Source organism: Methylacidimicrobium sp. AP8, assembly GCF_903064525.1.
In the GTDB taxonomy this organism is placed as follows: domain Bacteria; phylum Verrucomicrobiota; class Verrucomicrobiia; order Methylacidiphilales; family Methylacidiphilaceae; genus Methylacidimicrobium.
This window is the reverse complement of the sequence record NZ_LR797830.1, coordinates 310,644-337,210: the sequence shown is the minus strand read 5'-3', so window position 1 is coordinate 337,210 and position 26,567 is coordinate 310,644. Positions and strand designations below refer to the sequence as shown.

The 26,567-nt window shown below is 64.3% G+C and carries 21 protein-coding genes and 1 pseudogene; 7 read left to right on the top strand and 15 right to left on the bottom strand.

What is annotated here, in order from left to right; translation table 11 throughout:
• Nucleotides 1-54 precede the first annotated feature (54 nt).
• From MTHMO_RS01495 to MTHMO_RS01485, 3 genes are all read right to left on the bottom strand, one after another.
• Nucleotides 55-1,833: an N-acetylmuramic acid 6-phosphate etherase gene (locus tag MTHMO_RS01495; protein WP_202213214.1), complete on the bottom strand. Its 1,779-nt coding sequence runs from the start codon at nucleotides 1,831-1,833 to the stop codon at nucleotides 55-57.
• A gap of 71 nt (nucleotides 1,834-1,904) precedes the next feature.
• Nucleotides 1,905-2,501 (bottom strand): hypothetical protein, encoded by a 597-nt coding sequence (locus MTHMO_RS01490; RefSeq protein WP_202213213.1) that lies wholly within the window; start codon nucleotides 2,499-2,501, stop codon nucleotides 1,905-1,907.
• Between the two features lie 14 nt (nucleotides 2,502-2,515).
• Nucleotides 2,516-3,778, bottom strand: a complete 1,263-nt coding sequence (locus MTHMO_RS01485; RefSeq protein ID WP_202213212.1) for a M20 family metallopeptidase — start codon at nucleotides 3,776-3,778, stop codon at nucleotides 2,516-2,518.
• A 218-nt stretch (nucleotides 3,779-3,996) separates the two neighbouring features.
• Here MTHMO_RS01485 and MTHMO_RS01480 point away from each other — a divergent pair, with 218 nt between their 5' ends.
• The 3 genes and pseudogenes from MTHMO_RS01480 to MTHMO_RS01470 all read left to right on the top strand — a co-directional run bounded on the left by MTHMO_RS01480 (nucleotide 3,997) and on the right by MTHMO_RS01470 (nucleotide 8,422).
• Complete coding sequence (locus tag MTHMO_RS01480; protein WP_202213211.1) at nucleotides 3,997-5,574, top strand: TldD/PmbA family protein; 1,578 nt, start codon at nucleotides 3,997-3,999, stop codon at nucleotides 5,572-5,574.
• Nucleotides 5,571-6,905: a TldD/PmbA family protein gene (locus MTHMO_RS01475; protein ID WP_202213210.1), complete on the top strand. Its 1,335-nt coding sequence runs from the start codon at nucleotides 5,571-5,573 to the stop codon at nucleotides 6,903-6,905. The genes MTHMO_RS01480 and MTHMO_RS01475 overlap by 4 nt, the downstream gene beginning before the upstream one ends.
• A 167-nt stretch (nucleotides 6,906-7,072) precedes the next feature.
• Nucleotides 7,073-8,422 (top strand): annotated as a pseudogene (locus MTHMO_RS01470) (IS1380 family transposase).
• A 422-nt stretch (nucleotides 8,423-8,844) separates the two neighbouring features.
• On the opposite strand, the gene leuS reads toward MTHMO_RS01470, so the two are convergent.
• The 6 genes from leuS to MTHMO_RS01440 all read right to left on the bottom strand — a co-directional run bounded on the left by leuS (nucleotide 8,845) and on the right by MTHMO_RS01440 (nucleotide 15,819).
• Nucleotides 8,845-11,319 carry a leucine--tRNA ligase gene (gene leuS / locus MTHMO_RS01465; RefSeq protein ID WP_202213209.1) on the bottom strand — a complete coding sequence of 825 codons (2,475 nt, stop codon included), beginning with the start codon at nucleotides 11,317-11,319 and terminating at the stop codon, nucleotides 8,845-8,847.
• Between the two features lie 126 nt (nucleotides 11,320-11,445).
• Complete coding sequence (locus tag MTHMO_RS01460) at nucleotides 11,446-11,772, bottom strand: iron-sulfur cluster assembly accessory protein (protein ID WP_202213208.1); 327 nt, start codon at nucleotides 11,770-11,772, stop codon at nucleotides 11,446-11,448.
• Nucleotides 11,753-12,481, bottom strand: a complete 729-nt coding sequence (locus MTHMO_RS01455; protein WP_202213207.1) for a nucleoside phosphorylase — start codon at nucleotides 12,479-12,481, stop codon at nucleotides 11,753-11,755. The genes MTHMO_RS01460 and MTHMO_RS01455 overlap by 20 nt, the downstream gene beginning before the upstream one ends.
• Nucleotides 12,478-14,481, bottom strand: a complete 2,004-nt coding sequence (shc, locus tag MTHMO_RS01450; RefSeq protein ID WP_237394693.1) for a squalene--hopene cyclase — start codon at nucleotides 14,479-14,481, stop codon at nucleotides 12,478-12,480. Before shc ends, MTHMO_RS01455 begins: the two co-directional genes overlap by 4 nt.
• 134 nt (nucleotides 14,482-14,615) lie before the next feature.
• Nucleotides 14,616-15,458, bottom strand: coding sequence for a polyprenyl synthetase family protein (locus MTHMO_RS01445; RefSeq protein WP_370568354.1), 843 nt, complete (start codon nucleotides 15,456-15,458; stop codon nucleotides 14,616-14,618).
• Between the two features lie 70 nt (nucleotides 15,459-15,528).
• Nucleotides 15,529-15,819: a hypothetical protein gene (locus MTHMO_RS01440; RefSeq protein WP_202213204.1), complete on the bottom strand. Its 291-nt coding sequence runs from the start codon at nucleotides 15,817-15,819 to the stop codon at nucleotides 15,529-15,531.
• Between the two features lie 195 nt (nucleotides 15,820-16,014).
• On the opposite strand from MTHMO_RS01440, the gene pstS reads away from it, so the two are divergent.
• From pstS to pstB, 4 genes are all read left to right on the top strand, one after another.
• Nucleotides 16,015-17,046, top strand: a complete 1,032-nt coding sequence (pstS, locus tag MTHMO_RS01435; protein ID WP_202213203.1) for a phosphate ABC transporter substrate-binding protein PstS — start codon at nucleotides 16,015-16,017, stop codon at nucleotides 17,044-17,046.
• 86 nt (nucleotides 17,047-17,132) lie between these two features.
• Nucleotides 17,133-18,170 (top strand): phosphate ABC transporter permease subunit PstC, encoded by a 1,038-nt coding sequence (gene pstC / locus MTHMO_RS01430; protein ID WP_202213202.1) that lies wholly within the window; start codon nucleotides 17,133-17,135, stop codon nucleotides 18,168-18,170.
• Entirely contained in the window at nucleotides 18,167-19,072 is a 906-nt protein-coding gene (gene pstA / locus MTHMO_RS01425; RefSeq protein ID WP_202213201.1) for a phosphate ABC transporter permease PstA, read from the top strand. The genes pstC and pstA overlap by 4 nt, the downstream gene beginning before the upstream one ends.
• 2 nt (nucleotides 19,073-19,074) lie before the next feature.
• Nucleotides 19,075-19,896, top strand: coding sequence for a phosphate ABC transporter ATP-binding protein PstB (pstB, locus tag MTHMO_RS01420; protein ID WP_202213200.1), 822 nt, complete (start codon nucleotides 19,075-19,077; stop codon nucleotides 19,894-19,896).
• Here the strand turns inward: pstB and MTHMO_RS01415 are convergent.
• Genes MTHMO_RS01415 through MTHMO_RS01390 form a run of 6 tightly spaced genes read right to left on the bottom strand, consistent with a single transcriptional unit; the run spans nucleotide 19,877 to nucleotide 26,556 of the window.
• On the bottom strand, nucleotides 19,877-20,989 hold the full coding sequence (locus MTHMO_RS01415) for a bile acid:sodium symporter family protein (protein WP_202213199.1): 1,113 nt from the start codon (nucleotides 20,987-20,989) through the stop codon (nucleotides 19,877-19,879). The two genes, pstB and MTHMO_RS01415, sit on opposite strands and share 20 nt — an antisense overlap.
• Nucleotides 20,990-21,035: 46 nt before the next feature.
• A complete protein-coding gene (locus MTHMO_RS01410; RefSeq protein ID WP_202213198.1) occupies nucleotides 21,036-21,812 on the bottom strand; it encodes a succinate dehydrogenase/fumarate reductase iron-sulfur subunit in 777 nt (258 codons plus the stop codon).
• Nucleotides 21,813-23,729: a fumarate reductase/succinate dehydrogenase flavoprotein subunit gene (locus MTHMO_RS01405; RefSeq protein ID WP_202213197.1), complete on the bottom strand. Its 1,917-nt coding sequence runs from the start codon at nucleotides 23,727-23,729 to the stop codon at nucleotides 21,813-21,815.
• 34 nt (nucleotides 23,730-23,763) lie between these two features.
• Nucleotides 23,764-24,456: a succinate dehydrogenase cytochrome b subunit gene (locus MTHMO_RS01400; protein ID WP_237394691.1), complete on the bottom strand. Its 693-nt coding sequence runs from the start codon at nucleotides 24,454-24,456 to the stop codon at nucleotides 23,764-23,766.
• Between the two features lie 41 nt (nucleotides 24,457-24,497).
• Nucleotides 24,498-25,160 carry an HAD-IA family hydrolase gene (locus tag MTHMO_RS01395; RefSeq protein WP_202213196.1) on the bottom strand — a complete coding sequence of 221 codons (663 nt, stop codon included), beginning with the start codon at nucleotides 25,158-25,160 and terminating at the stop codon, nucleotides 24,498-24,500.
• Nucleotides 25,147-26,556 (bottom strand): folylpolyglutamate synthase/dihydrofolate synthase family protein, encoded by a 1,410-nt coding sequence (locus tag MTHMO_RS01390; protein ID WP_202213195.1) that lies wholly within the window; start codon nucleotides 26,554-26,556, stop codon nucleotides 25,147-25,149. Before MTHMO_RS01390 ends, MTHMO_RS01395 begins: the two co-directional genes overlap by 14 nt.
• Between the last annotated feature and the right edge of the window lie 11 nt (nucleotides 26,557-26,567).

Here is a 26,567-nt window from a genome sequence, read left to right as displayed (position 1 = left end):
GCAAGGGCTCCCCCGCTCCCGCCAAGCCCCCGGTCGCCCGCGCCCTCCCGGTCTTCAGCCGATCGCTAAGTCCGGCTTCGGGAGGTCGATCGCCTCGGCCACCCGCCACCCCGTCCTTTCCAACCGGGCCAGAGCTTCCTTTTCGCCGCACGGGACCAGCTCCATCACAACCCGCAGAGCCCGGTAGCGAAGCTTTTCGCTGGTGGGCCGCAGGTGGATCATCAGGTTGTCCCGAACCCGCCCGGTTCGGATCATCGCGATGGTGGAAAGCATGTTGAGGACGATCTTCGTCGCCGTTCCGGCCTTGAGGCGCGTCGAGCCCGCCACGATTTCGGGCCCGGTGGGCAGATCGATCGACAACCGGACGAAAGGGAGCGGCGCGTGCTTAGGATTGCAGGTCAAAAGGATCGTCAGAGCCCCGACCGTTTGGGCCTGCTCGAGCGCGCCCAGGACGAACGGTGTGCGCCCGCTAGCCGTGATGCCGCAAACGACGTCGCCCGGGCGGACGCCGCGCTGGATCACGCTGCGGGCGCCGGCCTCCCGATCGTCCTCCGCCGCTTCCTGGCTCCGCAGGAATGCGTCGGGTCCTCCTGCCAGGATGGCTTGCACCAAGTCGGTCGGGACACCGAAGGTCGGCGGGATTTCGCTCGCGTCAAGCGCCCCCAGCCGTCCGCTCGTCCCGGCGCCGACGTAAAAGAGGCGTCTTCCGGCCTCCAAGGCCTCCGCCACTGCGGCCGCCGCCGCCGCGATCACCTCTTTCCGGTCCCGGAGAGCCCGCTCCACGAACTCCTCTTCCGAAAGGAAAAGCTCCACGAGCTCCGGCACCGTCTTGCGATCCAGGAAGCGGCAACGGGGATTCCGCTCCTCGGTCAGCGCCCCCTCGAGCGAGGCGGCCGCTTCCCGCGAGAAGGGCAGAGCCGGCTGCGCCGCGATCGTCTGCGGGATGGGCAGCGTATCGTCGACCAACCGCGCCGCGCCCACCGCTCCCGGGACCCGGGAAACGAAGATCTCGCGGACCGCCACTCGGGATCGGACCTCGCCGCTAAAGAGCGCGACATAGGCCTCGCTGTGCTCGAAGAGCCCGCCGACCAAGGCCACCCTCGGTTCGGGGTAGCCGAGTCTTTGGGTGACGTACCTCACCTGCTCCGCCAAGAGACCGGCACGGGATCGGGCGATGTCGGCGGCGAGCGGATCGCCGGCGGCCGCCTTCTCCAAGACGCAAGGAGCCAGGGCCGCGATCCGATCCTTGGACGGATCGCGCAGGAGATGGACAAAGAGCTCCTCGAGGCTGTTTTGCCCGGTTCTCTGAAGAAAGGCTTCGCCTAGAGGAACGACACTGCCCGTGGCATCGAAAGCGTCATAAACGCGCCAAAGGCCGGTGTGCGCCAAATCGTAGCCGCTGCCCGGATCCCCCAGAATATGGCCCCAGCCGCCTACCCGCAGCGTGCGGCCATCCCTACGGCCCAGGACGTTCGAGCCGGTGCCCGCGATGACGATGATTCCATCGCCGGAGCCGAAGGCGCCCGCAAATGCCGAGTAGGTATCTTCGGCGACGGCGATCCGCAGCGCCGTCGGCCAGAGGGCTTGCAGCATCCCGGCAAGGCGCTGCCGCTGCACCGGGAGATGGCAGCCGGCGAAGGCGGCACCGATCGCCTCGATCCCGCCGCCGACCGCCGAGCGGATTCCCGCAAGCAGCTTCCGGATCTCCTCGTCCGGAAGCAGGCTGACGTTGCCGGGGCCGGCCGTTCCCCGCGCGCACACCGTCCCCGTCGAATCCAGGACGGCCCATGTCGTCTTGGTCCCTCCTCCTTCAATGCCCAGGATGGTGCCCACCAGCCGCTCTCTTTCCCTCCCCCGAGGGATCGTTTCTTTTTTTCTCCTTCCCCGGTTCTCGGCGAGCCCCCTCATCGAGGAATATAAACCGGGCCTCCCCGGAACGGGATATAGGACTTCAGTATCGAGGCAAAGGCGGCAAGGGATCTTTCGTAAAACGCCCGATCCTTCGCATCGAGGATGATATAATCGACGGAGTCCGCGGTGGCGACGCAGCCGATTCTCTCCAAAAGGGCCTGTCCGCCCGGCTCGCTCACGAAGGAGTAGACTTCCGCAAGGGCTCCCTTGCCGAGCCGACATTCCCCCACGCGCTCGGCCCTGGCCCCTGCTCCGCTCGGCGGCGCCAACACCTGCGCCCTCTCCTCCAAGAACCGCTCGATCGGCGCGGTACCGGCGGACTCGGCGCGCATCGAGCCCGACCGGATGAGCACGGGGGAATCCTTTGCCGTGAAGCCGACAGGATAGAACACCGGTTCGGGCGGTTCGCTGCCGCGCCACTCCCGATCGAGGACCCAACCATCGGGAGCCTTGAGGAGGAAGGCATGCCCGGGTGCATAGACTATGCCCACGCCGCCTTCGAACGGATGTTGCTGCGGATAGGCGCGCGGCAAGCCGGCCAGGGACGCCCCCAGCAGAAGCAAAAGGAGGAAAGAGCCGATTTCCCTCATTCCCCAGGGATCATCTACCGCTTCCCGGATTCGGGCGCAAAATCGTAGAGGAAGCGGGCGTAGACGCGGGCGGTGGTCACAAGATCCTTGACCGGAATCCGTTCTTCGACGGCATGGATGTTCTTCCCGTCGACCCCATAGCCTACCGCATCGATCCGGCGCTTCCGCACGTAGTAGTGCATGTCGGTGGCACCGCGATTCACCGTGAAGCGGGCGCGTCCTCCGCGCACACCCTCCACGGCCTTCCGGAAAGCCCGGGGAAGCGGTGCGCCGGGGGAAAGCGAGCAGGGGGCGGTCGCATGGATCGTTCGAATTCGGGTCCGCACCCCGCTTTTTGCCGCAGCCGACCGGATCCATTCCCGCAACTCCCGCTCCACCGCGGGCACCTGCTCCGCGGGGGTAAGCCTCCGATCGATCGTGAAGGAGGCTTCGCCCGGAATGATGTTCACTTTTGCCGCATCCCCGGGTCCGAAAACCCCGCCGAGGTTGACCACCGGTTCCAGAACCTCTCCGGAGGGGGTGGCGAAACGCCTCTGCGGCTCGGCCAGCGATTGCTTAAGCACCGGCTCAAGCCGGGAGACCAGGGCGACCATCCGCTCGAAAGCATTCACGGTCCCATCGGGATAAGCCGAATGCCCGCCTTTGCCCAGAACCGTGACCTCGAGTTGCACCAACCCATTGTGACCGATGCCGATCTTCCCTCCGGCGCCACCCTCGCAAACGACGGCGAAGTCAGGACCCCTTCTTCGGCGGGTCACAAGGTACCCGGTGCCGAGCTCCCCGCCGATTTCCTCATCCGCGACAAAGGCCAGCTCCACGTTCACCCGCGGCACGCTCCCGGTCTTCAAGAGCGCCTCCACCGCGAAAATGGCAGCTGCCAGCGCCCCTTTCATGTCGGCCGTCCCGCGGCCGAAAATCCAGTCGCCGTCGCGCTCCCCGGCAAAGGGGGCGTGCCTCCACCGACCCGCAGCGGGCACCACATCATAGTGGGCGTTGAATTGGACGGTCCTCTCCGCACCCACCTCCCATCTCCCGACCAAATTGTGCCGAGGCAAGCCGGCCTGCTGCGGGGGCAGAACCTTGGCGGCGACCTCCGGCGGGACCGTGAAAATCTCCGTGGAGAGGCCGATCTTCCGTAGCTTGGCCTCCAGCCGCTCGACCAGCGCCGTGTAATGGTCCCCCGGAGGATTCACCGTAGGGATGCGGACGATCTCGCCTAGAAAGGAGCAGAGTTCCCCTTCGTGCTCCACCAGCCAGGCTTCCGCTCCGGTCTTCACTTCTCTCCGCCTTTCCCTGCTGTGCTTACCTCGCGTGCATTCTAGCATTCCGGCGAAGGATGGCAGGCTTTTTCGCTCCGCATCCTCCTCCGGATCGCATCTGCCGGCGCTTGCCTCCGCCGGACCGCCTTGCTAGCTTAGCCTCTCCGCAAGCATTCTCCTGCGGATGGCGGAACGGATCGGCGAGCCAGCCGGCTCGCGAGCGGAGACGGCGGACGATGGGCATTTCCCGCAGAAAATTCCTCCAAAGCCTGGCTGCGGGCTTTCTCGGCGGGGGAGTCCCCCTGGGAACCGTGGCGGCGGCCTCCGACGAGGCCTCGTCTTCCCGGCGGGAGGAATCCGCCCGCCTCGCGGAAGCCGCCCTCTCCGCGGCTCGATCCGCCGGAGCGGAATATGCCGATCTGCGCATCGTATACTCCCAATCCGAGTTCCTCTCGGCCCGCGAGGAACGCATCGAGAATGTCGAGGTGTCGAGCAGCAGCGGCCTCGGGGTACGCGTCCTGGTCAACGGGGTCTGGGGATTCCGCTCGGCCAGTGTGCTCGATCCGGCGCATGCGAGCGATTGCGCACGAGGCGCCGTGGAAATAGCCAAGGCCAACCGCCCGCTTGCGACCAAGCCCGTCGAGATCGAACGGATCGAACCGAAGATCGATCGCTGGCGGGCTCCGATAGAGCAGGATCCTTTTTCGATCCCGCTCGACCGGAAAGCCGAGGCGCTTCTCGGCATCAATGCCGAGGCGAAGGCGGCCGGCGCCCCGTTCGCCTATAGCTTTTTCCTCTTTCTCCGGCAGGAAAAGTTTTTCGCCTCGAGCGCCGGCTCCTTCCTCGAACAACTTTTTTTCCGTACCTATCCTCGGCTCACCGTGACCGCGACCGATCCGGCCTCCGGCCGGTTCGCTAGCCGCTCGAGCTTTTTCCCGCCGCGGGCCGCCGGCTACGAATATGTCCGCGCCCAGAATTGGAAGCAGGAGGCGCGACAAGCGGCCGAGGATGCCTTCCGCAAGCTGAAGGCCAAGCCCGTAGCCCCGGGCAAGATGGACCTGGTCCTCCATCCCACCAACCTGTGGCTCACCCTCCACGAGACGGTCGGCCACTCGACCGAGCTCGACCGCGCCTTCGGATACGAGGCGGGCTTCGCCGGCACGACCTTCGTCAGCCCCGCCGATCGGGGACGCCTCCAATTCGCCAGCGAGCTGGTGACGGTGATGGCGGACCGGGATCAGCCGGGAGGGTTGGCCACGGCCGCCTACGACGACGACGGGATGCCCGCACGCTATGCCCGCTTCCCCATCCTTTTGCGCGGCCGGTTCGAAAATTTTCAAATGGCCATCGGCCAGTCCCGCTGGATCGGGCTGCCCCATTCCAACGCCTGCTCCTTCGCGGAAGGACACGCCTACTTTCCGATTCAGCGGATGCCGAACATCTCGCTGCAACCCTCCGAGCAGGACATTTCCCTCGAAGAGCTGATCTCCGGCGTCGAGGACGGCGTTTACATCGTGGGCGACGGCAGCTGGAGCATCGACCAACAGCGAAAGAACTTTCAGTTCGGCGGGCAGCTCTTCTACAAGATCCGAAAGGGCAAGCTCGGAGAGATGCTCCGCGACGTCGCCTACCAGGGGACGACCGTGCCTTTCTGGAATGCCTGCGACGGGATCGGCGGCGCCAAGGAATACTGGCTCGGCGGGACGCTCTCCTGCGGCAAGGGTCAACCGGTCCAATCCGCGCCGGTATCCCACGGCGTCGTTCCCGCCCGCTTCCGGGGAATCACAGTCCTCAACACCGGGAGCCAGACATGATCCTTTCGGAAGGAGAAGCGCGCGAGCTCGCCACCAAGCTTCTCTCCTACTCCCGCGCCGAATCCGCGGTTGCGGAGATGACCGGCTGGAGCCGGCTCAACGTCCGCATCGCCTGCAACACGATCACAACCGACGGAGCGGACGAGGGTTTTCATTGCCGTGTCGCCTCCTCTTTCGGAAAGCGACGGGGCGAGGCGACGGGAAACAAGGCGGGGCTCGGGGACTTGGCCGAGCTCGTCCGCCTTTCGGAAGAGGTGGCACGCGTTTGTCCCGAAGATCCGGAGTTTCTCCCGCCGCCGGGGCCCCAAGTCTATCCTCCCCCCAAGGGGTACTCCCCCGAGGCGGCCCGCTTGACGGCCAAGGATCTGGCCGAGCACGGGAGGATGATTTTGGATCTCGCGGAGGCCAAGCACGTCGTCGCCGCCGCCTTCTTGGAATGCGAAAGCAGCTTTTCGGCCTACGCGGCCACAAGCGGCCTCTGGGTGTTTCAGCAGTCGACCCGCCTGCAATACGCGGTCTCGGCACGGACACGGGACGGAGGGGGTGCCGGTTGGGCGGCGGCTGCGGCCTATTCACCGGCGGAGATCGATCTGCCGGCCCTCGGTCGCCGGGCCGTGGAGAAGGCGCTCCTTTCCCGCCATCCGAAACCCTTGGCCCCGGGACGGTACACCGTCCTGCTCGAGCCTTCGGCCGCCTGCGACCTGATCGGCATTCTTTTGCTTTCCCTCCAGGCCCGCCCGGCCGATGAAGGAAGAAGCTTTCTCTCTCGTCCCGGAGGGGGAACGCTTTTGGGAGAGCAGCTCTTCGCGGATTCGGTCTCTCTCCGATCGGACCCGGAGGATCCGGTGGCTCCCGGTTCGATCTACTCGACGGACGGCCTGCCCGCCACACCCACGAACTGGGTGGAGAAGGGAAAGCTCCTGGAGCTGATCCGCCCGCGCTTCTGGGCGCAGAAGAAGAACGCTCCGGTGGTCCCCGAGCCGACCAACTTGCTTGTCTGCGGCGGGGAAAGGTCGACCGATCAACTGATTCCGGGCGTCGATCGCGGCGTGCTCGTCACGCGACTCTGGTACATCCGGACGGTCGATCCCCGCACCCTCCTCCTCACCGGCCTTACCCGGGACGGCACCTTCTGGATCGAGAAGGGGAAGATCGCCTATCCGGTGAACAACTTCCGCTTCAACGAAAGCCCTGTCCGGCTTCTCAAAAACGTTCTGGCTCTCGGGAAATCGGAAGTGACGGTGGGGTCGGAGATCGATGATCTTCCCGCCCGGGTGCCCGCCGTCCTCTCCAAGGAGTTTACGTTTTCTTCGGTCTCGCAGGCCTCCTGATCGGAGGGGGCCGAGTCCGCCTCTCCCGCCTAGCCCCGATTTCTCACCAATGGCAGGCATAGCGGAAGGCAAAAAATCCGGCAAAAGGGCATAGGAAAGGCCGTCTTTCCCTGGTATAAGTGCGTTAAGAAGACGTTACTACAACCAGGAAAAAGAAACGGCCTTCCATGACAGAGTGTAGCCAAGAGACTTTTGCGTTTACAGATCATTTTTCGCGACGGGTGGAAGCGGGATTTACCGCGGGTCGGATCTCCAGCGATGGGGGCGCAATTCTGTTGCGGGAAGCGGATCGGAAGATCGGTTTGTTAAGACGGTTAGAGGGTTGCTTCGTGGATCGACGCCATCCGAAACGCATTGTGCATCGGGTACGGGAGATGCTTGCCCAGCGCATTTTCGGGATTGCGATGGGCTACGAAGACCTCAACGACCATGAGCAGTTGCGGACCGATCCGTTGGTTGCTCTCCTGAGCGGGAAAAGCGATCTGGAAGAGGATCTGGCGGGCAAGAGCACGCTCAACCGGCTGGAACTGGTGGGTCGAAGCGAGCGCTACCACAAGATCGACTACTCGGCCGAAGCGATCGACCGTCTTCTGGTCGATCTCTACCTCCAATCGCATCCCCAGCCCCCTGAGGAGGTGGTGCTCGATCTGGATGCGACCGACATCCCCCTTTACGGACATCAGCCGGAGCGCTTCTTCCATGGTTACTACGACTCCTACTGCTATTTGCCGCTCTACATCTTTGCTGGCGATCAACTCCTTGGCGTCCGGCTTCGGCCATCGAACCAGGATGCGTCGGCGGGCTCCCTTACGGAGGTGAGCCGGATCGTGGAACAACTCCGTACCCGTTGGCCCGGAGTCCGGATCGTGCTCCGGGCCGATTCGGGCTTCTGCCGGGAAGAGATCATGGCTTGGTGCGAAGCCAATCAAGTCGACTACCTCTTCGGCTTGGCGCGCAACGAGCGCTTGTGCCGGACCATTCAGGGGGGTCGATGGAGCAAGCCCGTCGTCTGCACGAGTCGAGTGGCAAGCCGGCCCGCTTCTTTACCGAGTTTGCCTACCGCACCTTGAGCAGCTGGTCGAGGGAGCGCCGGGTGGTCGCCAAAGCCGAGTACCTGGAAAGGGGAGAATCCGCGCTTTGTCGTGACCTCTCTCTCCACCGAGGAGTGGCCCGCCCAAAACCTTTACGAGAAGCTCTACTGTGCTCGTGGCGACATGGAGAATCGGATCAAGGAACAACTCCACCTCTTTGCCGACCGGCTCTCGACCGCGCAAATGGCCAGCAACCAACTTCGCCTCTACTTCTCGGCTCTTGCTTACACCCTGGTCGAAGCGCTGCGACGGCTCGGTCTGCGAGGAACGGACTGGGCCGAGGCCCAGGTCGACACCCTACGGCTCAAGCTCTTTAAGATCGGCACGCTGGTCCGAGTCAGCGTCCGCCGCGTCTTCCTCTCGATGAGCAGCGCCTATCCTTGGAAGAGCCTCTTTACCCACGTCTTCCGAGTGCTGCGTTGCTGAGCAGGTATCAAAACCCCACCTCTTCTCCTTCCGCAAAGCCTACGATCGGGCGGAGCCTTGCTCCACAACCGGCTTTTTGCGCTTTGCAGCGCTCGCGTTAAGGCAAATCGAATGAAAATCTTGCTCGATCCTGCCTCACGAAGAGCTCTGCGCGGCCGGAACTGCTCGCAAGCGACTCAACCGGCACCTCTCTCGCGCGAAAGCTCGTACTGGTGAGAAATGGGGGCTAGCGGCCATTTCTCCCAAGTTTCGTAGCCGAGGCGCCGCAAATGGGCTTGGGTGCAAGGCGGGCGCAGGTTTTCCACCGGAGCTGTATGAAGACATACTGCGAGGATGGAAAACCAAGCGGGAGCCAAGCAGACGAGCCCGTTTTGCAAGCCGTCGGAGAAAGCTTGTGAGAATTGGCCGCTAGGGTCCGTGCCTTATCCTTCTCCTCCCAGCACGAAGTTGAGGAGCTTGCCCGGCACGAAGATCACCTTCCGGACCGATTTCCCCTCGAGCCAAGCGGCGATCTCGGGCCGCCGGCGGGCCAGCGCTTCCGCTTCCTCCCGAGTGAGATCCACACCCGCCGTCATCCGGCTCCGCACCTTGCCGTCGACCTGGATGATCCATTGGACCTCCGCCTCCTGCAGGAGCCGCTCGTCGGCTTCCGGCCACGGGGCGAAAGTCAGGGATTCGGAGTGCCCGAGCACCGACCAGAGCTCCTCGCATAGATGCGGGGCGAAGGGGGCGAGAAGCAGGAGGAACGGCTCGAGCACCTCTCGGCATCGGACGGCAGCCTTGGTCAGCGCGCCGACCAGGATCATCATCTGCGCGATCGCCGTGTGGAAGGAGAGTTGCTCGAGATCTTCGGTCACCTTCCGGATCGTCCGATGGAGGAGCCGCCGGATGTCGAGCGGAGCCGGCTCCGTGGAGATGTCCGAGCGGGGAACCCAGCGGCCTTCCGCATCCTCCTCCATCACCAGACGCCAGACGCGGGCCAGAAAGCGATGGGGCCCTTCGAGCCCTTGCGAGGACCAGGGTTTCATCTGCTCGAGAGGACCCAGGAACATCTCGAAGAGCCGCACGGTATCCGCACCGTACTGCCGGATGAGGCCTTCGGGGTTGACGACGTTCCCGAAGGATTTGGACATCTTCCGGCCGTCTTCCCCAAGGATGATTCCCTGGTTTACCAGCCGGTAAAAAGGCTCGGGGGTAGAGACTACTCCTATGTCGAAGAGAAACTTGTGCCAAAACCGGGCATAGAGAAGGTGGAGCACCGCATGCTCCGCTCCTCCGATGTAGAGGTCCACTCCCTTCGGTTGCATCCAATAGCGTTCCGCTTCCCGCGAAACCAGCTCTCGACCGTTATGGGGATCGAGGTAGCGCAGGTAGTACCAGCAGGAGCCCGCCCACTGGGGCATCGTGTTGGTCTCCCTCCGGCCGCCGTCGGGCAAATCCACCCATCCCTTCTCTTGGGAGAGCGGGGCGAATCCTCCTTTTTCCAGAGAAAAATCCTTCCGATCCGGAAGCAGGACAGGGAGTTCCGCTTCGGGCACCGGTTGCGGTTCTCCCTGCCGCCAGACGATCGGAAAGGGCTCTCCCCAGTACCGCTGGCGGGAAAAGAGCCAGTCCCGCAGGCGATACTGAACGGCCCGCTTGCCGGAACCGGTCTGCTCGAGCCAGCGGATCATGGCTTCCTTGGCCGCCGGGGTGGGCAAGCCGTTCAAGAAGCCGGAGGAACAGGCGATGCCTTCGCCGGGAAAGCACCCGGGGAGAGGATCGGGAGCATCCTTCGGCCGGACGACCGAACGCACGGGAAGGCCATAGCGAGTGGCGAACGCGAAGTCGCGCTCGTCGTGTGCCGGAACCGCCATGATCGCCCCGGTCCCGTAGGAGGAGAGGACATAATCGGCGATCCACACCGGAATTCTTTCCCGGGTGGCCGGATTGATCGCGAAGGCACCGAGGGGAACCCCTGTCTTCTCCCGCGCCAGTTCCGTCCGCTCCAAATCGCTCTTCCTGGCCACCTCGCGCCGATAGGCTTCGACGGCCTCCCGGCATTGCGGTTGCGTGATCTCATCGACCAACGGGTGTTCGGGAGCCAAGACCAGATAGGTGGCGCCGAAAAGGGTGTCCGGGCGCGTCGTGAAGACCTCGACCTCTCTGCGGGTTCCATCGATGGGGAAGCGGACCATAGCCCCTTCGCTCCGGCCGATCCAGTTCCGCTGCATCTCCTTGATCGACTCCGGCCAGTCGACGAGGTCCAGGTCGGCCAGCAGCCGTTCGGCATATGCGGTGATGCGCAGCATCCACTGCCGCAGCGGCCGCCTCTCGACCGGGTGGTGGCCCCTCTCCGAGACCGGCCCTTCCGGAGAGGGGACGACCTCCTCGTTGGCTAAAACGGTCTGCAACGCCGGGCAATACCAGACGGGGGCTTCGGCAACGTAGGCGAGGCCGCGGCGGAAGAGCTGGAGAAAGATCCACTGGGTCCAGCGGTAGTAGCGCGGATCGCTGGTGTTGATCTCCCGAGACCAGTCGTAGGAAAAGCCCATGGCCGCAATCTGTTCGCGGAACTTGGCGATATTGCGCGCGGTCGTAATCCGCGGATGAATACCGGTGGCGACCGCGTGCTGCTCGGCGGGCAGCCCGAAGGCATCCCAGCCCATCGGATGCAGAACGTTGAACCCGCGCATCCGCTTGTAGCGGGCGACGATGTCGCTGGCCGTATAGCCTTCCAAGTGACCGACGTGCAGTCCGTGTCCCGACGGGTATGGAAACATGTCGAGCACGTAATACTTCGGTTTTTCCGCACCCGGCTCGCCCGGGTTGGCCGCGCGGAAGAGCGCACGCTCTTCCCAGATCCGCTGCCATTTCGGTTCGATCTGATCAAACGGGTAGGCCCTGCGCGCTTCCATGACCGCCTCTACATGGCATGACGCCATCGAAAGCAAAAGGGTTTTTTCGCGCACTGAGCGGGGCCGGCGAAGACCGGGAAAGAGGCGGGCGGCTCGTCGCGCCCGAGGGCAGCGAACGGGACGCGGTCAAGCCTCGAAGGAAATGCCGCAGCCGCAGGTTCCCCGCGCATGGGGATTCCGAAAGCGAAACCCCGCCCCGGAAAGCCCGCCTTGGTAATCGAGCACCGACCCCGCAAGGCGATCGACGCTAGCCCGATCGACGGCGATCCGGATTTCCCCTTCCTCCCACTCGATGTCGCCCGGCTGCGCTGTTGCAAACGCAACTTGATACTCCCATCCGGCGCAGCCACCTCTCGTCACGGCTATGCGCAGGGGGACTCCTCCGTGAGCCGGCGCCAACCGCCGAATCTCTTCCTTCGCCTTCGCGGTGATTTCAATCGGTTTCGCTTCCACTCGTCCCGCCGCTCCCTTCCAGACTGTACACTAGCTCCATGAGCCTCTGTGTCAACCGGTGCCGAGCCTCCGGAAGGAATCGGACAAAGCGGAGCAGCGGTCCGATCTCTCCCGGATGAGCAACCAGACGGAGCGCGAGCGCCAGGGGCCGAACGGTCCCTCCCTCGCTTTCCCAGGCCGCCGCGATGGCTTCGACCGGAAGCCGGTCTTCCAGCGTATCGGTGACGACGCGCAGGCTGACGAAGGGGACTCCTCGTCCTTGCGCGATAGCGGCCACCGCATCGGTTTCCATGTCGACCAGATCCGCCCCGGTTTCTTCCGCGAGCCTTTTCCGGCTCTCCGGGTCGCCCACCACGACGTCCGCCGTCGCCAGCCGCAATGCCGGCACGCCCCCTCCGGAAAACCAGAGGGCCAAGCCCGTGTTCAGGTAGTTGGCGGCCACCGCGACTTGTCCCCGCTGTATTCCGGATCGTAGCGCGCCCGCGTATCCGGCCAGGATAAATAGTCGGATGGGAGAGTGGCGCAGGAGAACTTCGGCGCCCCGCGCCGCTCTTTCCCGCCCCATCCCGATAATAGCGACCGCCACCCGGCGGCCTCCAGCCCGGCCGAGGCAAACCGGGGGCGATGTCTCCTTATCCCAGCGTTTCTCTTGGAGAGCGGCGAGGAACTCCCCGGCCTCGTGCTTGACGGCGAAGGCGACTCCGATCATCCCATTCCGCCGTTCCGGGAACGGGAACGGGCCGCAACGGAAAGGGTCGCGCGTACCCAGGCCTCGGTCTGCTCTTTGGCCACCGAGAGAGCTTTGGCATACTCGGAAAGTGCGAGGAGAGGCCAGGCGTTCCGGTACATGTCGTACTTAAGGTAAAAGACGCCCGGGAAGCCCGTCCCCGTGAGAAATTCTTCCGGCCACGAACCATCCGGGTCCTGCTTCCGCAGAAGATAGGCAACCCCCCGCCGCAGGCTCGGCCGATCGGCTTCGCCGCAAGCGAGGATTCCCATGACGGCCCAAGCGGTTTGGGAGGCCGTGCTCGGTCCCCGGCCCTTGAGTTGGGGATTTTCGTAGGAGTCGGGCGTTTCTCCCCACCCGCCATCCTCGTTTTGGCACGATTCCAGCCAGTCCCGCGCCCGCAGTGTCCACGGTTGGTTCATATCTTCGCCGATCGCCCGCAAGCCCCGGAGGGCCTGCCAGGTGCCGTAGATATAGTTTACGCCCCACCGGCCGAACCAGGACCCGTCGGGCTCCTGTGTCTCCCGGAGGAACCGGATTCCGCGCTGGACAAACGGTTCGGTCCGTTTGATTCCCATCATGCCGGCCAGTTCGAGCGCCCTCGCCGTAATATCGGAGCAGGGAGGATCGAGAATCGCATTGTGATCGGCGAAAGGAACATCCTCAAGCCAGGGACTGTTGACGTCCTTGTCGAAGGCGGCCCAACCGCCGTTCCGGCACTGGAAGCTGACCACCCAGCGGAAGGCGCGCTCAATCACTTCCTGCTTCTTGGCCGGGTCGCCGGTGTCCATCCGGAGCAAGGCCAGAAGCACCATCAGCGTGTCGTCGACGTCGGGATAGTAGACGTTATTGTACTCGAAGGCCCAGCCGCTGCATTCGGGATGGGGATTGTTGACATACCAGTCCCCGCGCACCCGAACCTCCCTCTCCATCAACCATGCCGCGGCCTTACGCATCTCCGGCCGATCGGGCGCGAGGCCGGACTTGGTCAGGGCCACGCTCGCTACCGCCGTGTCCCAGACGGGGGAGAGGCATGGCTGCACTCGGAAATCCTTATCCTCGCCTTCATCCACAAGCAAGCTATCGAAGTCACGGAGCGCCTTCTGATAGATCGGATTCTCCTCAGGATAGCCCAGGGCCCTCAAGGCTACGATCGCGTAATGCATCGCCGGGAAGATGGCGCCGAGCCCGTCGGATCCGCTGCCCATCCGCTCGACAAGCCACTCTTCGGCCTTTTTCAAGGCGCGCCGCCGCAGCGGCTTCCAGCCGGAACGATCCCAGAGCTGAAGCAGCTTGTCGCAGAGCAGAAAGAAGTTTCTCTTGGAAAAGAAGCGGGTCGACCAGATCCAGGAGAGGCCGTCTTGCTCCGTGCCCGCGGGAAAGAGCTCGTGGAGCTGCAAGTGACCGGGCAGCTGCCGCGTCGGCTTGAAGTGATGGATGATCGCCAGCGGGACAAGCATCGTTCGCGTCCAGGCCGACATCTTGTACAGGTGGAAGGGGAACCAGCTCGGGAAGAGCACGATCTCCACCGGTATGACGGGCAGCTCCTTCCATGGGTAGATCCCCAGGAGCGCCAAGCCCAGCTTGGTGTAGGTCATCGCCTTCGGGATTCCGCCCAGCCGCAGGACCGTCGAACGAGCCTTCTCCATCACCGGGTCCTCGGGGGCGAACCCGGCAAGCTTCAGCGCCGCGTAGGCCTTGATCGTCGCATTGAGTTCGCTCGGACCGCCCGGGTAGATATTCCAACCCCCATCCGGAAGTTGCCGGTCCAGGATGTGCTTTACCAACCGGGCTTGCCGGCGATAATCGACCTTGCCCAGCCAGTGCATCAGCAGGATCCGGTCGCAAGCCAGGGTCACGTCGGCGAAGAGCTCGCCGACCCAGTGGCCATCGGGTTTCTGGATAGAGAGCAGATACTTTTGCGCGCGAGCGATGGCGACCCCGATCGCCTGCTCGGCATCCAGGCTCTCCGCAACGACCAAGACGGGCTTGGTCCCGGCATTGCCTTCCCTGACTAGGGAAAATAATTTTCCGGATTGCATAGGAACGTCGGCAGATAGCGTGCCAAACCCCTCGCCGTCAATTCAAAACAGATCCGTTGCCCCGCCTCTTCCGATCAGCTCTCCCTGGCCAGCAGGTAACGCGCCAGCCTATCGAGGATCGCCCCTCTAGTTCCCAGCGGCGCGAGCGCCCGGTGCGCCCGGCTCGTGTACCGCTCGGCCGCGCGCTGGGCGCCTTCGAGGCCGAGCAGGCGGGGGAAGGTAGCCTTTTCGGCCGCAAGGTCCTTCCCGGCGCTCTTGCCCAAAGCCTCCCGCGTCTGCGTAAGGTCGAGGATGTCATCGATCACCTGGAAAGCCAGCCCCAGGAATCGGCCGAACTCGGTGACGGCCCGCAACGATTCGCGGCTCGCATCGCCCGCCATGGCCCCCAATCGAAGAGCCGCGGTGATCAGCGCGCCGGTTTTCCGCAAGTGGATCGCCCGGAGCTCTCGGAACGAAATCTCCTTGCCTTCCGCCTCCAAATCGGAAACTTGCCCGCCCACCAAGGCTCGGCTGCCGCAAGCGCGCGCAAGCTCGGCAACCACGATCCCGGTCCCATATCTTCCCCCGGTATAGCGGCTGGCGATCTCGAAAGCCCGCGCGAGCAGCGCGTCTCCCGCCAGAATCGCCATGGCCTCTCCGTAAATCTTGTGCAGCGTGGGCTTCCCTCTCCTCCAATCGTCGTTATCCATCGCGGGAAGGTCGTCGTGGACCAGCGAATAGGTATGAATGCACTCCACCGCGCAGGCGAGCGGCAGAGCGCGGCGGTGATCCCCCCCCATCGCTTCGCAGGCCGCCAGGCAGAGGATGGGCCGCAACCGCTTGCCTCCTGCAAACAAGCTATGGTCCATCGCTTCATGAAGCAGCCTGGGCTTGCTGGACGGCGACGGCACATAGCCCCGTAACGCCTCCTCGATCATCTTTCTTCGCTCAGCCAGATAGGCATGGATGTCGTTGTTCAAGCCCCTTCTCCTCTCCCGTTTTGCCCGGTTAGTCTGCGAACCGTATCACCCCATGCCAGGCGCCTCCGCACGGCTCTTCCTCCAGCAGCGGGACCCGGTTTTCCGCAAGATCGGCCAGCGCCCGATCCCAAACCTCCCTGTCGACGCACCGGGCCGCCCCTTTCTTCCAAGCTTGCGCCGCGACCCGAGCCAGGACTACCGTGACGCGGATCTCCGGATGCATCGACAACCCCGCTGCCACCCGAAGCCCTTCCGCAGCCCGACCGCTCCGGGAGGGATCGGCTTCCACCACCACGAGGATCTGCTTTTCGATGCCCACTCCTGCCGGATGAAAGGGAGCGCCGCCCCCTCTTGTGGCATAGCGTCCCCCCCGGGTCAAGCGCCCGGAAAGGAGGAGAAGGCGCTCTTTCCCCTATTCCGCTCCGAAGGACCGCGGCCGCCGGCCTTCCCATCCAGGCGGACCATCCGACATTAGCCCCGGAGGAGTCTCGATCGCCGCCATCGCCTCCTTCCCATGAAGATACCGGGCCCCGGAAGCCTCTTCCTCCTGCTTCTAGCCGCCCTGCTCTGGCTTACGCTGGCACCAACGCGCAAGGATGCGCCTCTCCTCATCAATGGCGCGGGCGCTTCCTTCCCCTACCCTCTGTACACCCGGTGGTTCGCCGCCTACGAGCGGCTCGATCCGACAGTCCGCTTCAACTACCAGGCGATCGGATCGGGAGGGGGACAGCAGCAGTTGGTGCATCAGACCGTCGACTTCGGGGCGTCCGATAGCCCCATGCGCACCAGTCTCCTGGCGAGAGCCCCGGGGAAGATCCTCCATATCCCGATGATCGCCGGCGCGGACGTGCTCGCCTATCATCTTCCCGGTTCTCCTCCCCTCCGCCTCACCCCGGCGATCATCGCCGAAATCTTCCTAGGCAGAATCCGGAATTGGAACGATTCGCGGCTCGCGCGCATCAACCCAGGCATCCCGCTGCCTTCCCTACCTCTGGTCGTGGTTCACCGATCCGACGGAAGCGGCACTACCTATATCTTCACCGACTATCTGACGAAGGTGAGTCCGGAATGGGCCCGGATCGCCGGGCGAGGGACGGCGGTGCACTGGCCGGCGGGGATCGGGGCCAAAGGGAACGAGGGAGTGGCCGGCCAGATCCGCTCTCTGCCCGGTGCTATCGGCTATCTGGAACTCGCCTACGCTGTGCAGAACAACATCCCCTATGCCGCCGTCGAGAACCTCGCCGGAAATTTCATTCTCCCATCGCCCGAGTCGGTGACGCAGGCGCTGGCATCCAGCATGCCCGATCCGCATGACTTCCGCCTCTCGATCGCCAATGCGGCCGGCCCCGGTTCCTACCCGATTGCCGGACTCACCTGGCTGCTCCTCTACGAAAACCCGCCCGATCGCCGCAAGGCGCAAAAGCTGCTCTCCTTCGTGCGTTGGTGTCTCACCGAGGGCCAGGCCCTTGCCTCCTCTTTCGACTACGCCCCCCTACCTCCACGGCTGCGGGAACAGGTGCTGGCCTCGTTGCCGGAGATTCGCTAAGGATAGAGACAACACCGAGAGGCACGTAATGTGAGGGAAGGCGAGGCGAGGCATTGTCCTCTTCCCGAACGCAGCGAGACCCTACCATGAACCATCACGTAGACCGTCCGTCGGACTCCCCTCTTTCGTCGTCGTCGGCCGCTTCCGGCGCGAAGCCTCTGGCCGCCTGCTTCAACATAGGCCGCCTCCTAGACGTCGGGTTCGACATCGTGGTCGGGTTGGCCGGGCTTTCGGTTTTCGCTCTGGCCGGACTGCTCGGATGGGAGCTCTACCAGGGTGCGGAGCTCGCAATCCGCCGTTACGGCGCCGGATTTCTCACCGGATCCCATTGGGACCCGGTGGCGGGTCGATTCGGCGCTCTCCCGTTCTTGTACGGGACCTTCGTCTCCTCCACCCTCGCCCTGCTCCTCGCGTTCCCCTTATCGATCGCCACCGCGCTGGCCTTGACCGAATTCGCTCCGTTGTGGATCCGCCGTCCCGTACGCGCGCTCGTCGACCTCATGGCCGCCGTCCCGAGCGTGGTCTGGGGGCTCTGGGCCATTTTCGAAATGGTCCCCTGGCTGCGGGAGGCGGCCTTCCCGTTCTTGCAGAGGGTCTTCGGGTGGATTCCACTTTTCCAGGGTCCGATCTACGGGGTGAGCCTCTTGGCGGGAGCGCTGGTCATCGCGATGATGATCACCCCGATCATCACCTCCCTGACCATCGAGATCCTCGAGGCGGTGCCTCCCGTGCTCCGCGAGGCGGCCTGGGCTTTGGGAGCCACGCGATGGGAAGTGATCCGCGTGGCGGTCCTTCCCTATGTCCGGAGCGCCCTGCTCGGCACGGGCGTTCTCGGCTTGGGACGTGCCCTGGGCGAGACGATGGCGGTCACCATGGTGATCGGGAATCGGCCGGAAATCCTGCTTTCCCTTTTTTCGCCGGGCTACACGCTCGCCAGTGTCCTGGTGAACGAATTTGCCGAAGCCACCTCCGAAGAGCATCTCTCCGCTCTCTTCGAAATCGGCTTGCTCCTTGTCGCGTTGACCTTGGTCGTCAACTTCCTCGCCCGCCTGCTGATCCACAATGTGCCCTTTTTCTTCGCTCCGCGGACGCTCCCCAGCCGGCCGACGGAGGGGGTCCGATGAGCGCGTCGACGAGCGATTCCGGTCCTAAGCCGGTTCCGGCGGACCGGGGTTCCCGCCAAAGACGGGCTGAGGCCCGCCGATTCCACTTCCGAAAGGCCGTCGACCGCTTCTTCCGAATCCTCTCCCTCCTGGCTGCAGTGACCGTCCTAAGCCCGCTGGTGCTCGTCCTGATCTTCCTTCTCTCCTCCGGAGGGGCCTCCCTCACCTGGGATTTTCTCACGCAGCTGCCGAAGCCGGTGGGAGAAGCCGGCGGCGGGATGGCGAATGCCATCGCCGGAAGCTGCCTTCTGGTCGCCTTGGCGACCGTGATCGCAGCGCCCATCGGGGTGCTCGGAGGCGTCTTCCTGCTCGGGCACAAGGAGCCGCGGCTGCGTGCTGCCGTCCGGTTAACGGCGGACGTGCTCAACGGGGTTCCTTCCATCATCTGGGGGATCGTCGTCTATTCCTGGGTTGTCCTCCGCATGAAGACCTTCTCGGGCCTTGCCGGAGGCCTCGCCCTCGCCTTTATTATGATCCCGTTGATCTTGCGAACCACCGAAGACACCCTCCGGCTCGTTCCGCCCGCCTACTACGAAGCCGGACTGGCGCTCGGCCTTCGAAAGAGCCAAATCCTGCCGCACATCGTACTCGCGATCGCCCGGCGGGGGATCGTCGCGGGTGTGCTGCTCTCTGCTGCCCGCGCGGCGGGCGAGACCGCACCCCTTCTTTTCACCGCCTTCGGCAACCGCGTCTGGACCACCCGCCTGCAAGAGCCGATGGCTGCGCTCCCGCTCCAAATTTTCACCTACGCCATCTCTCCCTATCCGGACTGGCACAGCCAAGCGTGGGCGGGAGCCCTGGTTCTCTTCGCCCTCGTCTTTCTCATGAATGTAGTCGTCCGCTTGCTCTATCGGGGGAAATGAGAATGACCGGCGGCGCATCCGATCCCGCACGAAGAAGCGCCTCCCGAGGCGATACAACCCATGGCGGCCTACCCGCCTTCGACGTCGAGGATCTCTACGCCTGGTTCGGGAAGCGTGCCGTGCTCCACGGGATCTCGATGAAGATTCCGGCCCGCCGCGTGACGGCGATCATCGGTCCGAGCGGGTGCGGCAAGAGTACCTTCCTGCGGACGCTCAACCGGATGCACGAGTTCGCCCCTGGCGCGCGCGTACAGGGAAAGGTCCGCCTCTTCGGCGAGGATATCTATGACCCGAAGGTCGATCCGATCCTGCTGCGGCGTCGCGTCGGCATGGTCTTTCAGAGATCGACCCCTTTCCCTACGATGAGCGTCCAGGAAAACGTCCTGGTCGGCCTCCGGCTTGCGGGCATCCGGAACCGCGAGCTCCTCGAGGAACGGCTCGAAGAAGCGCTCCGCATGGCGGCGCTTTGGAACGAGGTCAAGGATCGGCTCCATGCGCCGGGGACCGAGCTGTCCGGTGGCCAGCAGCAGCGGCTTTGCATCGCCAGGGCCCTGGCCGTCCGCCCGGAAGTCCTGCTGATGGACGAGCCCTGCTCGGCGCTCGATCCGATTGCGACCGCCCAGATCGAATCTCTCATTCGGGAGCTGGGGGAACGCTATTCGATCGTGCTCGTCACCCACAACTTGCAGGAGGCGGGACGGACAGCGGATTTCACCGCCTTTTTCCTCGAAGGGAAATTGATCGAGTTCGAATCGACGAAGAAACTCTTTACCAATCCAAGCCAGCAGCAGACCGAGGATTACCTTACCGGCCGCTTCGGGTAGCCCTGCGCCCCGAGTCGCCCGCCTCCGCTTGGTCACGACGAGGGATCCGATAGCTGTAGTACCAAGCGGCCGTCAGCTGCTGGAGCAGGGTATAGAAAACGATCGGCAGGATCGCAAGGGGATGGTCGGGGATGGCGATGGTCGCCAAGGTCAATCCGCCTCCGTTGTTGTTCATGCCCAGCGCGAAGACGAGCGCGGTCCGTTCGGAGGGCGAGGTCCGCAAAAGCCGTCCCAACCATTCTCCGCACTGAAAACGGAGCAGACAGAGGGTGCCGGAGCCGACCAGGAGCATCGCGAGAAAATCCGGGTCGAAGTGACGGAACGCATAGGGAAGGGAGATCGAGGCGTTCATATAGAGCAATCCGAGAAGAATCAGCTCGTTGGCTGGGCGCAGGGCCGGACGGAGATGTTCGAAGACGCCTTCGCCCGCCAGGCGGCGGAACAGAATGCCGAGCACGGAAGGCAGGACGACGCAAAGGGAAAGGAAGACCCCCATGCTGCGTCCGGCCATCTCGTGGAGATCCTCCGCGTAGTCGCCACCTACCATCGCCGCCACGACATGGAGGGAGAGGGACCCCGCAAACGGACTTAGCGCCGTCGAGCCGAGCACCAGGCCCAAGGAAAGGGCCATGTCCCCGCCGGCGTTCTGGCACCAGGCCGCCGAAGCCCCCGCAATGGGCATGGCCGCGACTAGGCCGAGCCCCATCACGAGGCTCTCCGCCTCCTCCCGATTATGCCATCGCCCCAAGGCCGCTCGCAGCCCCGCGAGAAAGAGCAGCGGGAGAACGATGTTGACCAGAAGCCCGAAAACAAGGGGGCGGGGGTTGCCGAAAAGCTTTTTCATCCCGCCCGCCGAGACACCGAACCCGCTGTTTCCGAGGAGGAGAAAAAGGAGGACGACCGGCAGGGAGATCGAGAAGGGTTCCCCCAGGATCGAAACCGACCCGAAGACAAGGCCGCGCGCACGCCGGCCCGGATCGGGCGCGATCGCCGCTAGCCCGTGCACCGCAAGCAGAAGCCAGAAGAAGCGGCGATGGAGGCGGTCAAGGACCAGGCTCAAGACCCGGAAAGAAGAGGGTCTTTTTTCCTCCATGGCTTCCTTTTCTTCCTTCCGAACGCGGGCGGACGATCAGCGCTGGTCAGGCACGGCGGATCGGCGGAATCCAACCCAGGAGTTCCTTGGCCCGCGCCAAGAGGTACGCCCGGTTGAGCGAGGAGATGACCCCGACGGAAATGTCCTTCGGGCATACCGCCTCGCAAGCCCGGGTGAAGCTGCAGCCGCCGAAGCCCTCGGCGTCCATCGCCCTCACCAACCGGACCACGCGCGCATCTTGCTCGATCTTTCCCTGGGGGAGCATCCCTAAATGCCTCGCCTTGGCACCGACGAAAAGGACGGCGGAGCTGTTAATGCAGGCGGCGACGCAAGCCCCGCAACCGATGCAGTGCGCGGCATCGAAGGCTTCCTCGGCCACGTCGTGGCTGATCGGCACGGTGTTCGCTTCCGGCGCCTGTCCGGTCGCGACCGAAATGTAGCCCCCGGCCTGCAAGATCCTGTCGAAGGCGCTTCGATCGACCACAAGATCCTTGATCAAGGGGAACGCCTTGCTGCGAAAGGGCTCCACGGTGATCCGGGCTCCGTCCGGAAAGCTGCGCATGTAGATCTGGCAGGTCGTCGTTCCCTTGCCGGGGCCGTGGGGACGTCCGTCGATCACAAGCGAGCAGCTCCCGCAGATGCCCTCGCGACAGTCGTGCTCGAAGGCGACAGGATCGTTTCCGCTCTTCTCCAGGTCTTGGTTGAGGTCGTCAAGCACCTCCAGGAAGGACATCGAGGCTGCGACGTTCTCCCGAACGTACTCCACGAAGGCTCCGGGCTCCTCGGGAGAGCGCTGCCTCCAGATGCGCAAGGTGATCTTCACCTATCGGTACCTCCTCGGGGCCAGCTCCACGTTTTCGAAGCGGAGCGGCTCGACCGCCCGCTCCGGAGGCTCCTCCTCTCCGCGAAAGAACCAGACGGCCACGTGAGCGAAGCGATCATCATCCCGCCGACATTCTCCCTCCGCCGTCTGGTGCTCCTCGCGAAAGTGACAGCCGCACGATTCTTCCCGCGCCAGCGCATCGAGGCAGAGGAGCTCGCCGAGCTCGAGGAAATCGGCGACCCGCCCCGCTTGCTCCAGCGCCTGGTTATAGCCGTAGGCATCTCCGACCAACCGCGCCTCGGTCCAGAAGGACTCCCGGAGCTCCCGAATCCTTTCGGCCGCCGTCCGCAGACCGGACGCGTTGCGCACCATGCCGCAATGGTCCCAAAGCAGGGCCCCCAGCTCCTTGTGGAATTCGGCCGCGGTCTTCCGGCCTTGCAGCGAAAGGAGTTTCTTCAAGCGTTCCTCCACCCTCCGGACGCCGTCCCGGAAAGGGGCGGCGTCCGGCGGCAGGCAGCTGCTCTTCTTCCGCGCCAGGTAATCCCCGATCGTGTTGGGCAGCACGAAATACCCGTCGGCCAAGCCTTGCATCAGGGCGCTGGCTCCCAAACGGTTGGCTCCGTGGTCCGAGAAGTTGGCTTCTCCCAGGACAAAAAGTCCCGGGATGGTCGACATCAGGTGGTAGTCGACCCATAGCCCGCCCATCACGTAATGAATCGCAGGGTAGATCCGCATCGGCTCAACGAGCGGATCTTTCCCGGTGACCTGGCGATACATATCGATGAGATTTCCGTACCTTTCCAGGACGGTCCGGCGCCCGAGCCGGCGGAGGGCATCGCGGAGGTCGAGATAGACGCCGCGCCCATGGGGACCGACGCCGTATCCCTCGTCGCACATCCGTTTGAGGGCCCGGCTCGCGATGTCTCGAGGGACCAGAGCCCCGAAACTGGGATAGAGGCGCTCGAGAAAATAGTCCCGCTCCGATTCGGGAATTTCATTCGGCGGCCGAGGATCGTGCGGTGTTTTCGGGACCCAGACCCGACCGTCGTTGCGCAACGACTCCGACATCAGGGTGAGCTTCGACTGGGAGCCCCCCGAGGGGGGGATGCAGGTCGGATGAATCTGGGTAAAGCAGGGATTGGCGAGCCCGGCCCCTTGCTTGTACGCACGCCAAATCGCGGTGGCGTTGGACAGCCGCCCGTTCGTCGAGAGATAGAAGATGTTCCCGTATCCGCCGCTCGCCAGGACGACCGCGTCCGCGCTACAAGCATAGACCCGGCCGCTCACCAGATTCCGGACGATCACGCCCTGGGCGCAGCCGTCGCTTACGACCAGGTCGAGCATTTCGGTTCGCGGATGCATCCGCACCTGGCCCGATGCGATCTGCCGGTTGAGCGCACCGTAGGCGCCGAGCAGGAGCTGCTGCCCGGTCGCGCCCCGCGCGTAGAACGTCCGAGAGACCTGCACTCCGCCGAAGGAGCGGTTGGCCAATAGGCCGCCGTACTCCCGGGCAAAAGGAACCCCCTGGGCCACGCACTGATCGATGATCCGGCCGCTGAGCTCCGCCAGCCGGTAGACATTCGCCTCGCGCGAACGGAAGTCTCCTCCTTTGATCGTATCCTGGAACAGCCGGAATACCGAGTCTCCATCGTTCCGGTAGTTCTTGGCCGCGTTGATCCCCCCCTGGGCGGCGACGCTATGGGCCCGCCGCGGGCTATCCTGGATGCAGAAGCAGTCGACGGTGTATCCGAGTTCTCCCAAAGAGGCCGCCGCCGAGGATCCGGCCAATCCGGTCCCGATCACGATCAGGCGCCGGCGCCGCCGGTTGGCGGGGGATACCAAGGCGAGCTGATCGCGGCATCGCTCCCACTTCCGCTCGAGCGGTCCATCCGGAATCCGGGCATCCGGAACGTTCATCGGCGTCCTTCCTTTCCTCAGCCGCCTTCGCCCCTCACCGAACCCACCCGGCGAGGATAGCCACCGGAATGGCGGAAAAGCCAAGGAACAAGATCCAACCCAGAGCGTGGGAGAGCCACCGCTGCCAGGGAAAGCGCCGCCGGTTGACCAGCCCAAGAGAGCAGAAGATTCCGTCCACCCCGTGCCGAACGTGAAAAAAGAGGCACCCCATGCCGAGCAAATAGATGGCGGCCACCAACGGGTTCCTCAACCCTTCGACCATCATCCGATGCACATCGGGCACGGCGCGCCTCGAGTCCGAAAGGTGGGTGGTGAAGCCCTCGAACGCGGAAAACGGGGGGAGGTGCCACGTGAAATGGTAGAGGTGGAAGAGAACGAAGAGACCGAGCCCGACCCCGGTCAGCAGCATGGTTCGAGATTCCCAGCTGGCTCCATTGGGCTTCCGCCGATCGTAGGCAACTGGCCGAGCCGCTCGACGGAGCTCCGCGAGTCGAGCCGCGCAGGCAACGTGGATGAGGAACGAAGCGAGGAGCAGTAGCCGCACGGTCCAGAGAAGGAGAGGAAACGATTTCAGAAGATAGGCGTACTGGTTGATGTAGACCGGCGGAAGGAAGACCTCCCAGTTCCCCAGCATGTGCAGGCAGACATAGCCGACCAGGATGAGTCCTGTGACCCCCATGAGGATCTTCAAGCCTATGGTCGAGACGCCGGTCCGCTGCTCTGTCACCGGGGATTCCTATCGCACAGCCGGGAGAAAAGCACAAAGACTTATACACCGCCGGCCAGCCAAGGCAGCAAGCTTTCCAGGTCATCCTCGGGCCGCCGGACCAACCACGTCGAGTAGCCGCAGGCTCGCGGCGCCGTGCCGTCGCTTTCCGGATCGTCGCCGACCAGAAGAAGGGCAGTCGGCGGAAGGCCCAGCCGCTCGGCAGCCAGGCGGTAGACGCGCGGGTCGGGCTTGGCTACGCCCATCTCGGCGCTCAGGAACAGAGCCGAAAAAAAGTCCGAGATGCCTAGGTCGGCCAGCACGCGCCGCGCCCGCCGATCCCAATTGGATAAAATCCCCAGCGGTCGTTTCGCGCACTGCAAAGCGTCCAAAACTCCTCGAACTTCCGGATAGAGCCGCCAGGCTTCGCCGCTCCCGTAGCGGAGGTAGAGCTCTTCGGCTATCTCGCCCGCTTTCCCCGGGCAGCGCGCAAGCGCCGGAGCGAGGCTCTCCCCCACGATCTCTCGCCAATAGACGCGGTCGTCTCCATCCGAGGGAACGCCGGCCCGAAGGCGATGGCCGTGGTTCGCCAACGCGCGTTGGAAGTTTTCCGCCACGACCGCAGGATCGATGGGGAGCCCATGCCGGGCCGCTGCGGCCGCGTAGGTCTCTTCCACGGGAACCGCCGGCCGGAGGATCGTCCCGACGAGATCAAAGAGAACCATGCGAATCGGCATGCGAAGGCTCGAGAAGCTCGTTGAACTCGAGTCCGGGATCGAATCCCGGCTGATCGGCCAGCACCTCCCCGACCAGGAAGAGGGAACCGGCCACGAGCACGGGGCCTGGATCCTCGGCCAGATCTGCTCTCGCTTCCCTCCAGCAGCCGTAAACCCGGGACGGCACGGAAGGAAAACATTCGACCAGCCGGACCGGGTCGAGCCCGCGCTCCGTAGCAAGCCTGACTAGGCTGACCCGGTGCGCCTGCCGGGCGAGAACGGCGGCCAACGCCCGGAAGTCTTTGTCTCTTAAGACGGCAAAAACCAGGTGATAGGACCGCCCGCCGAAACAGGTGCGCCAGGCGTGCAACAGAGCCTCGGCCGCCTGGGGGTTATGGGCACCGTCCAGGATCCAGAGAGGGCTTCTCTTCCATACCTGGAATCGCCCCGGCCAGCGCACCGCCCGGAAGCCGGCGCGAATCGACTTCCGGGGAAGCGGCTTCCCCAAAAAGATCGGCAACCGGAGGACCGCGTAGGCGCAGGCCGCGTTGTGCAGCTGATGCTCGCCCAGAAGACCAAGAACGAACCGTTGCCCGTCGATCCGAACCCTCTGGCAAGCCTCCCGCCCGTCCCAAGGCTCCGCTGCAGTCCGGCCAATCGCCAGGAGCGGGCTGCCAATCTGGGCGGCCCTCTCCTCGATCGCTTTCCGAGCCTCCTCCGGGACCACGCCCACGACGACCGGGACCCCGGGCTTGAGGATTCCCGCCTTCTCCCGAGCGATTTCGGACAGGGAATCGCCGAGCTGGGCGGTATGCTCGATCCCGATCGTGGTGATGACGCAGGCCTCCGGACGTACGATGTTGGTCGCATCGAGCCTTCCGCCCAGACCGGTCTCCCATATCACCCAATCCACTTCCGCTTGCCGAAAGGCGAGCAGCGCCGCGGCGGTCAGGACCTCAAAAAAGGTGGGGGAAAATCCGGGATGCTTCCGTTCCAGGGTTCCGATTGCTGCTTGAACGGTTCGGATCCACCGAGTAAATTGCCGCTGAGTTGCCATTGCCCCGTCGATCTGAATTCTCTCGCGGACAGTGCAAAGATGGGGCGAAGTATAGAGACCGACACGGTAGCCGGCGGCGCGGAGAGCGGCGGCCAGGAAGGAGGCCGTCGAACCTTTTCCGTTGGTGCCAGCGATGTGAAGAAAATGCAAGCCGTCCTGAGGCGATCCCACAGCCTGCGCGAGAAGCTCCATGTTCTCCAGACCCAGCTTCATGCCCCATCGGCGGCACTGACCCAGGAACGAGAGCGCCTCCCGGTACGCCTCTCCTTCCGCCTTCTTTAAGCAGCCCCGCGGACGACACGGGAACGAGGGGGCTGCGGGATTTCTAAGGAAGCGTCCGGTCGTCATGTAACGGGAAA

Bases quoted from the DNA above. Each gene is read 5' to 3' on its own strand.
- MTHMO_RS01490 (WP_202213213.1), bottom strand. From the start codon at position 2,501: ATGAGGGAAATCGGCTCTTTCCTCCTTTTGCTTCTGCTGGGGGCGTCC.
- pstS (WP_202213203.1), top strand. From the start codon at position 16,015: ATGAAGATACCGGGCCCCGGAAGCCTCTTCCTCCTGCTTCTAGCCGCC.
- MTHMO_RS01405 (WP_202213197.1), bottom strand. From the start codon at position 23,729: ATGAACGTTCCGGATGCCCGGATTCCGGATGGACCGCTCGAGCGGAAG.
- MTHMO_RS01475 (WP_202213210.1), top strand. From the start codon at position 5,571: ATGATCCTTTCGGAAGGAGAAGCGCGCGAGCTCGCCACCAAGCTTCTC.
- MTHMO_RS01455 (WP_202213207.1), bottom strand. From the start codon at position 12,481: ATGATCGGAGTCGCCTTCGCCGTCAAGCACGAGGCCGGGGAGTTCCTC.
- pstA (WP_202213201.1), top strand. From the start codon at position 18,167: ATGAGCGCGTCGACGAGCGATTCCGGTCCTAAGCCGGTTCCGGCGGAC.
- MTHMO_RS01445 (WP_370568354.1), bottom strand. From the start codon at position 15,458: ATGATCGAGGAGGCGTTACGGGGCTATGTGCCGTCGCCGTCCAGCAAG.
- MTHMO_RS01480 (WP_202213211.1), top strand. From the start codon at position 3,997: ATGGGCATTTCCCGCAGAAAATTCCTCCAAAGCCTGGCTGCGGGCTTT.
- pstC (WP_202213202.1), top strand. From the start codon at position 17,133: ATGAACCATCACGTAGACCGTCCGTCGGACTCCCCTCTTTCGTCGTCG.
- MTHMO_RS01395 (WP_202213196.1), bottom strand. From the start codon at position 25,160: ATGGTTCTCTTTGATCTCGTCGGGACGATCCTCCGGCCGGCGGTTCCC.
- leuS (WP_202213209.1), bottom strand. From the start codon at position 11,319: ATGGAAGCGCGCAGGGCCTACCCGTTTGATCAGATCGAACCGAAATGG.
- pstB (WP_202213200.1), top strand. From the start codon at position 19,075: ATGACCGGCGGCGCATCCGATCCCGCACGAAGAAGCGCCTCCCGAGGC.
- MTHMO_RS01390 (WP_202213195.1), bottom strand. From the start codon at position 26,556: ATGACGACCGGACGCTTCCTTAGAAATCCCGCAGCCCCCTCGTTCCCG.
- MTHMO_RS01415 (WP_202213199.1), bottom strand. From the start codon at position 20,989: ATGGAGGAAAAAAGACCCTCTTCTTTCCGGGTCTTGAGCCTGGTCCTT.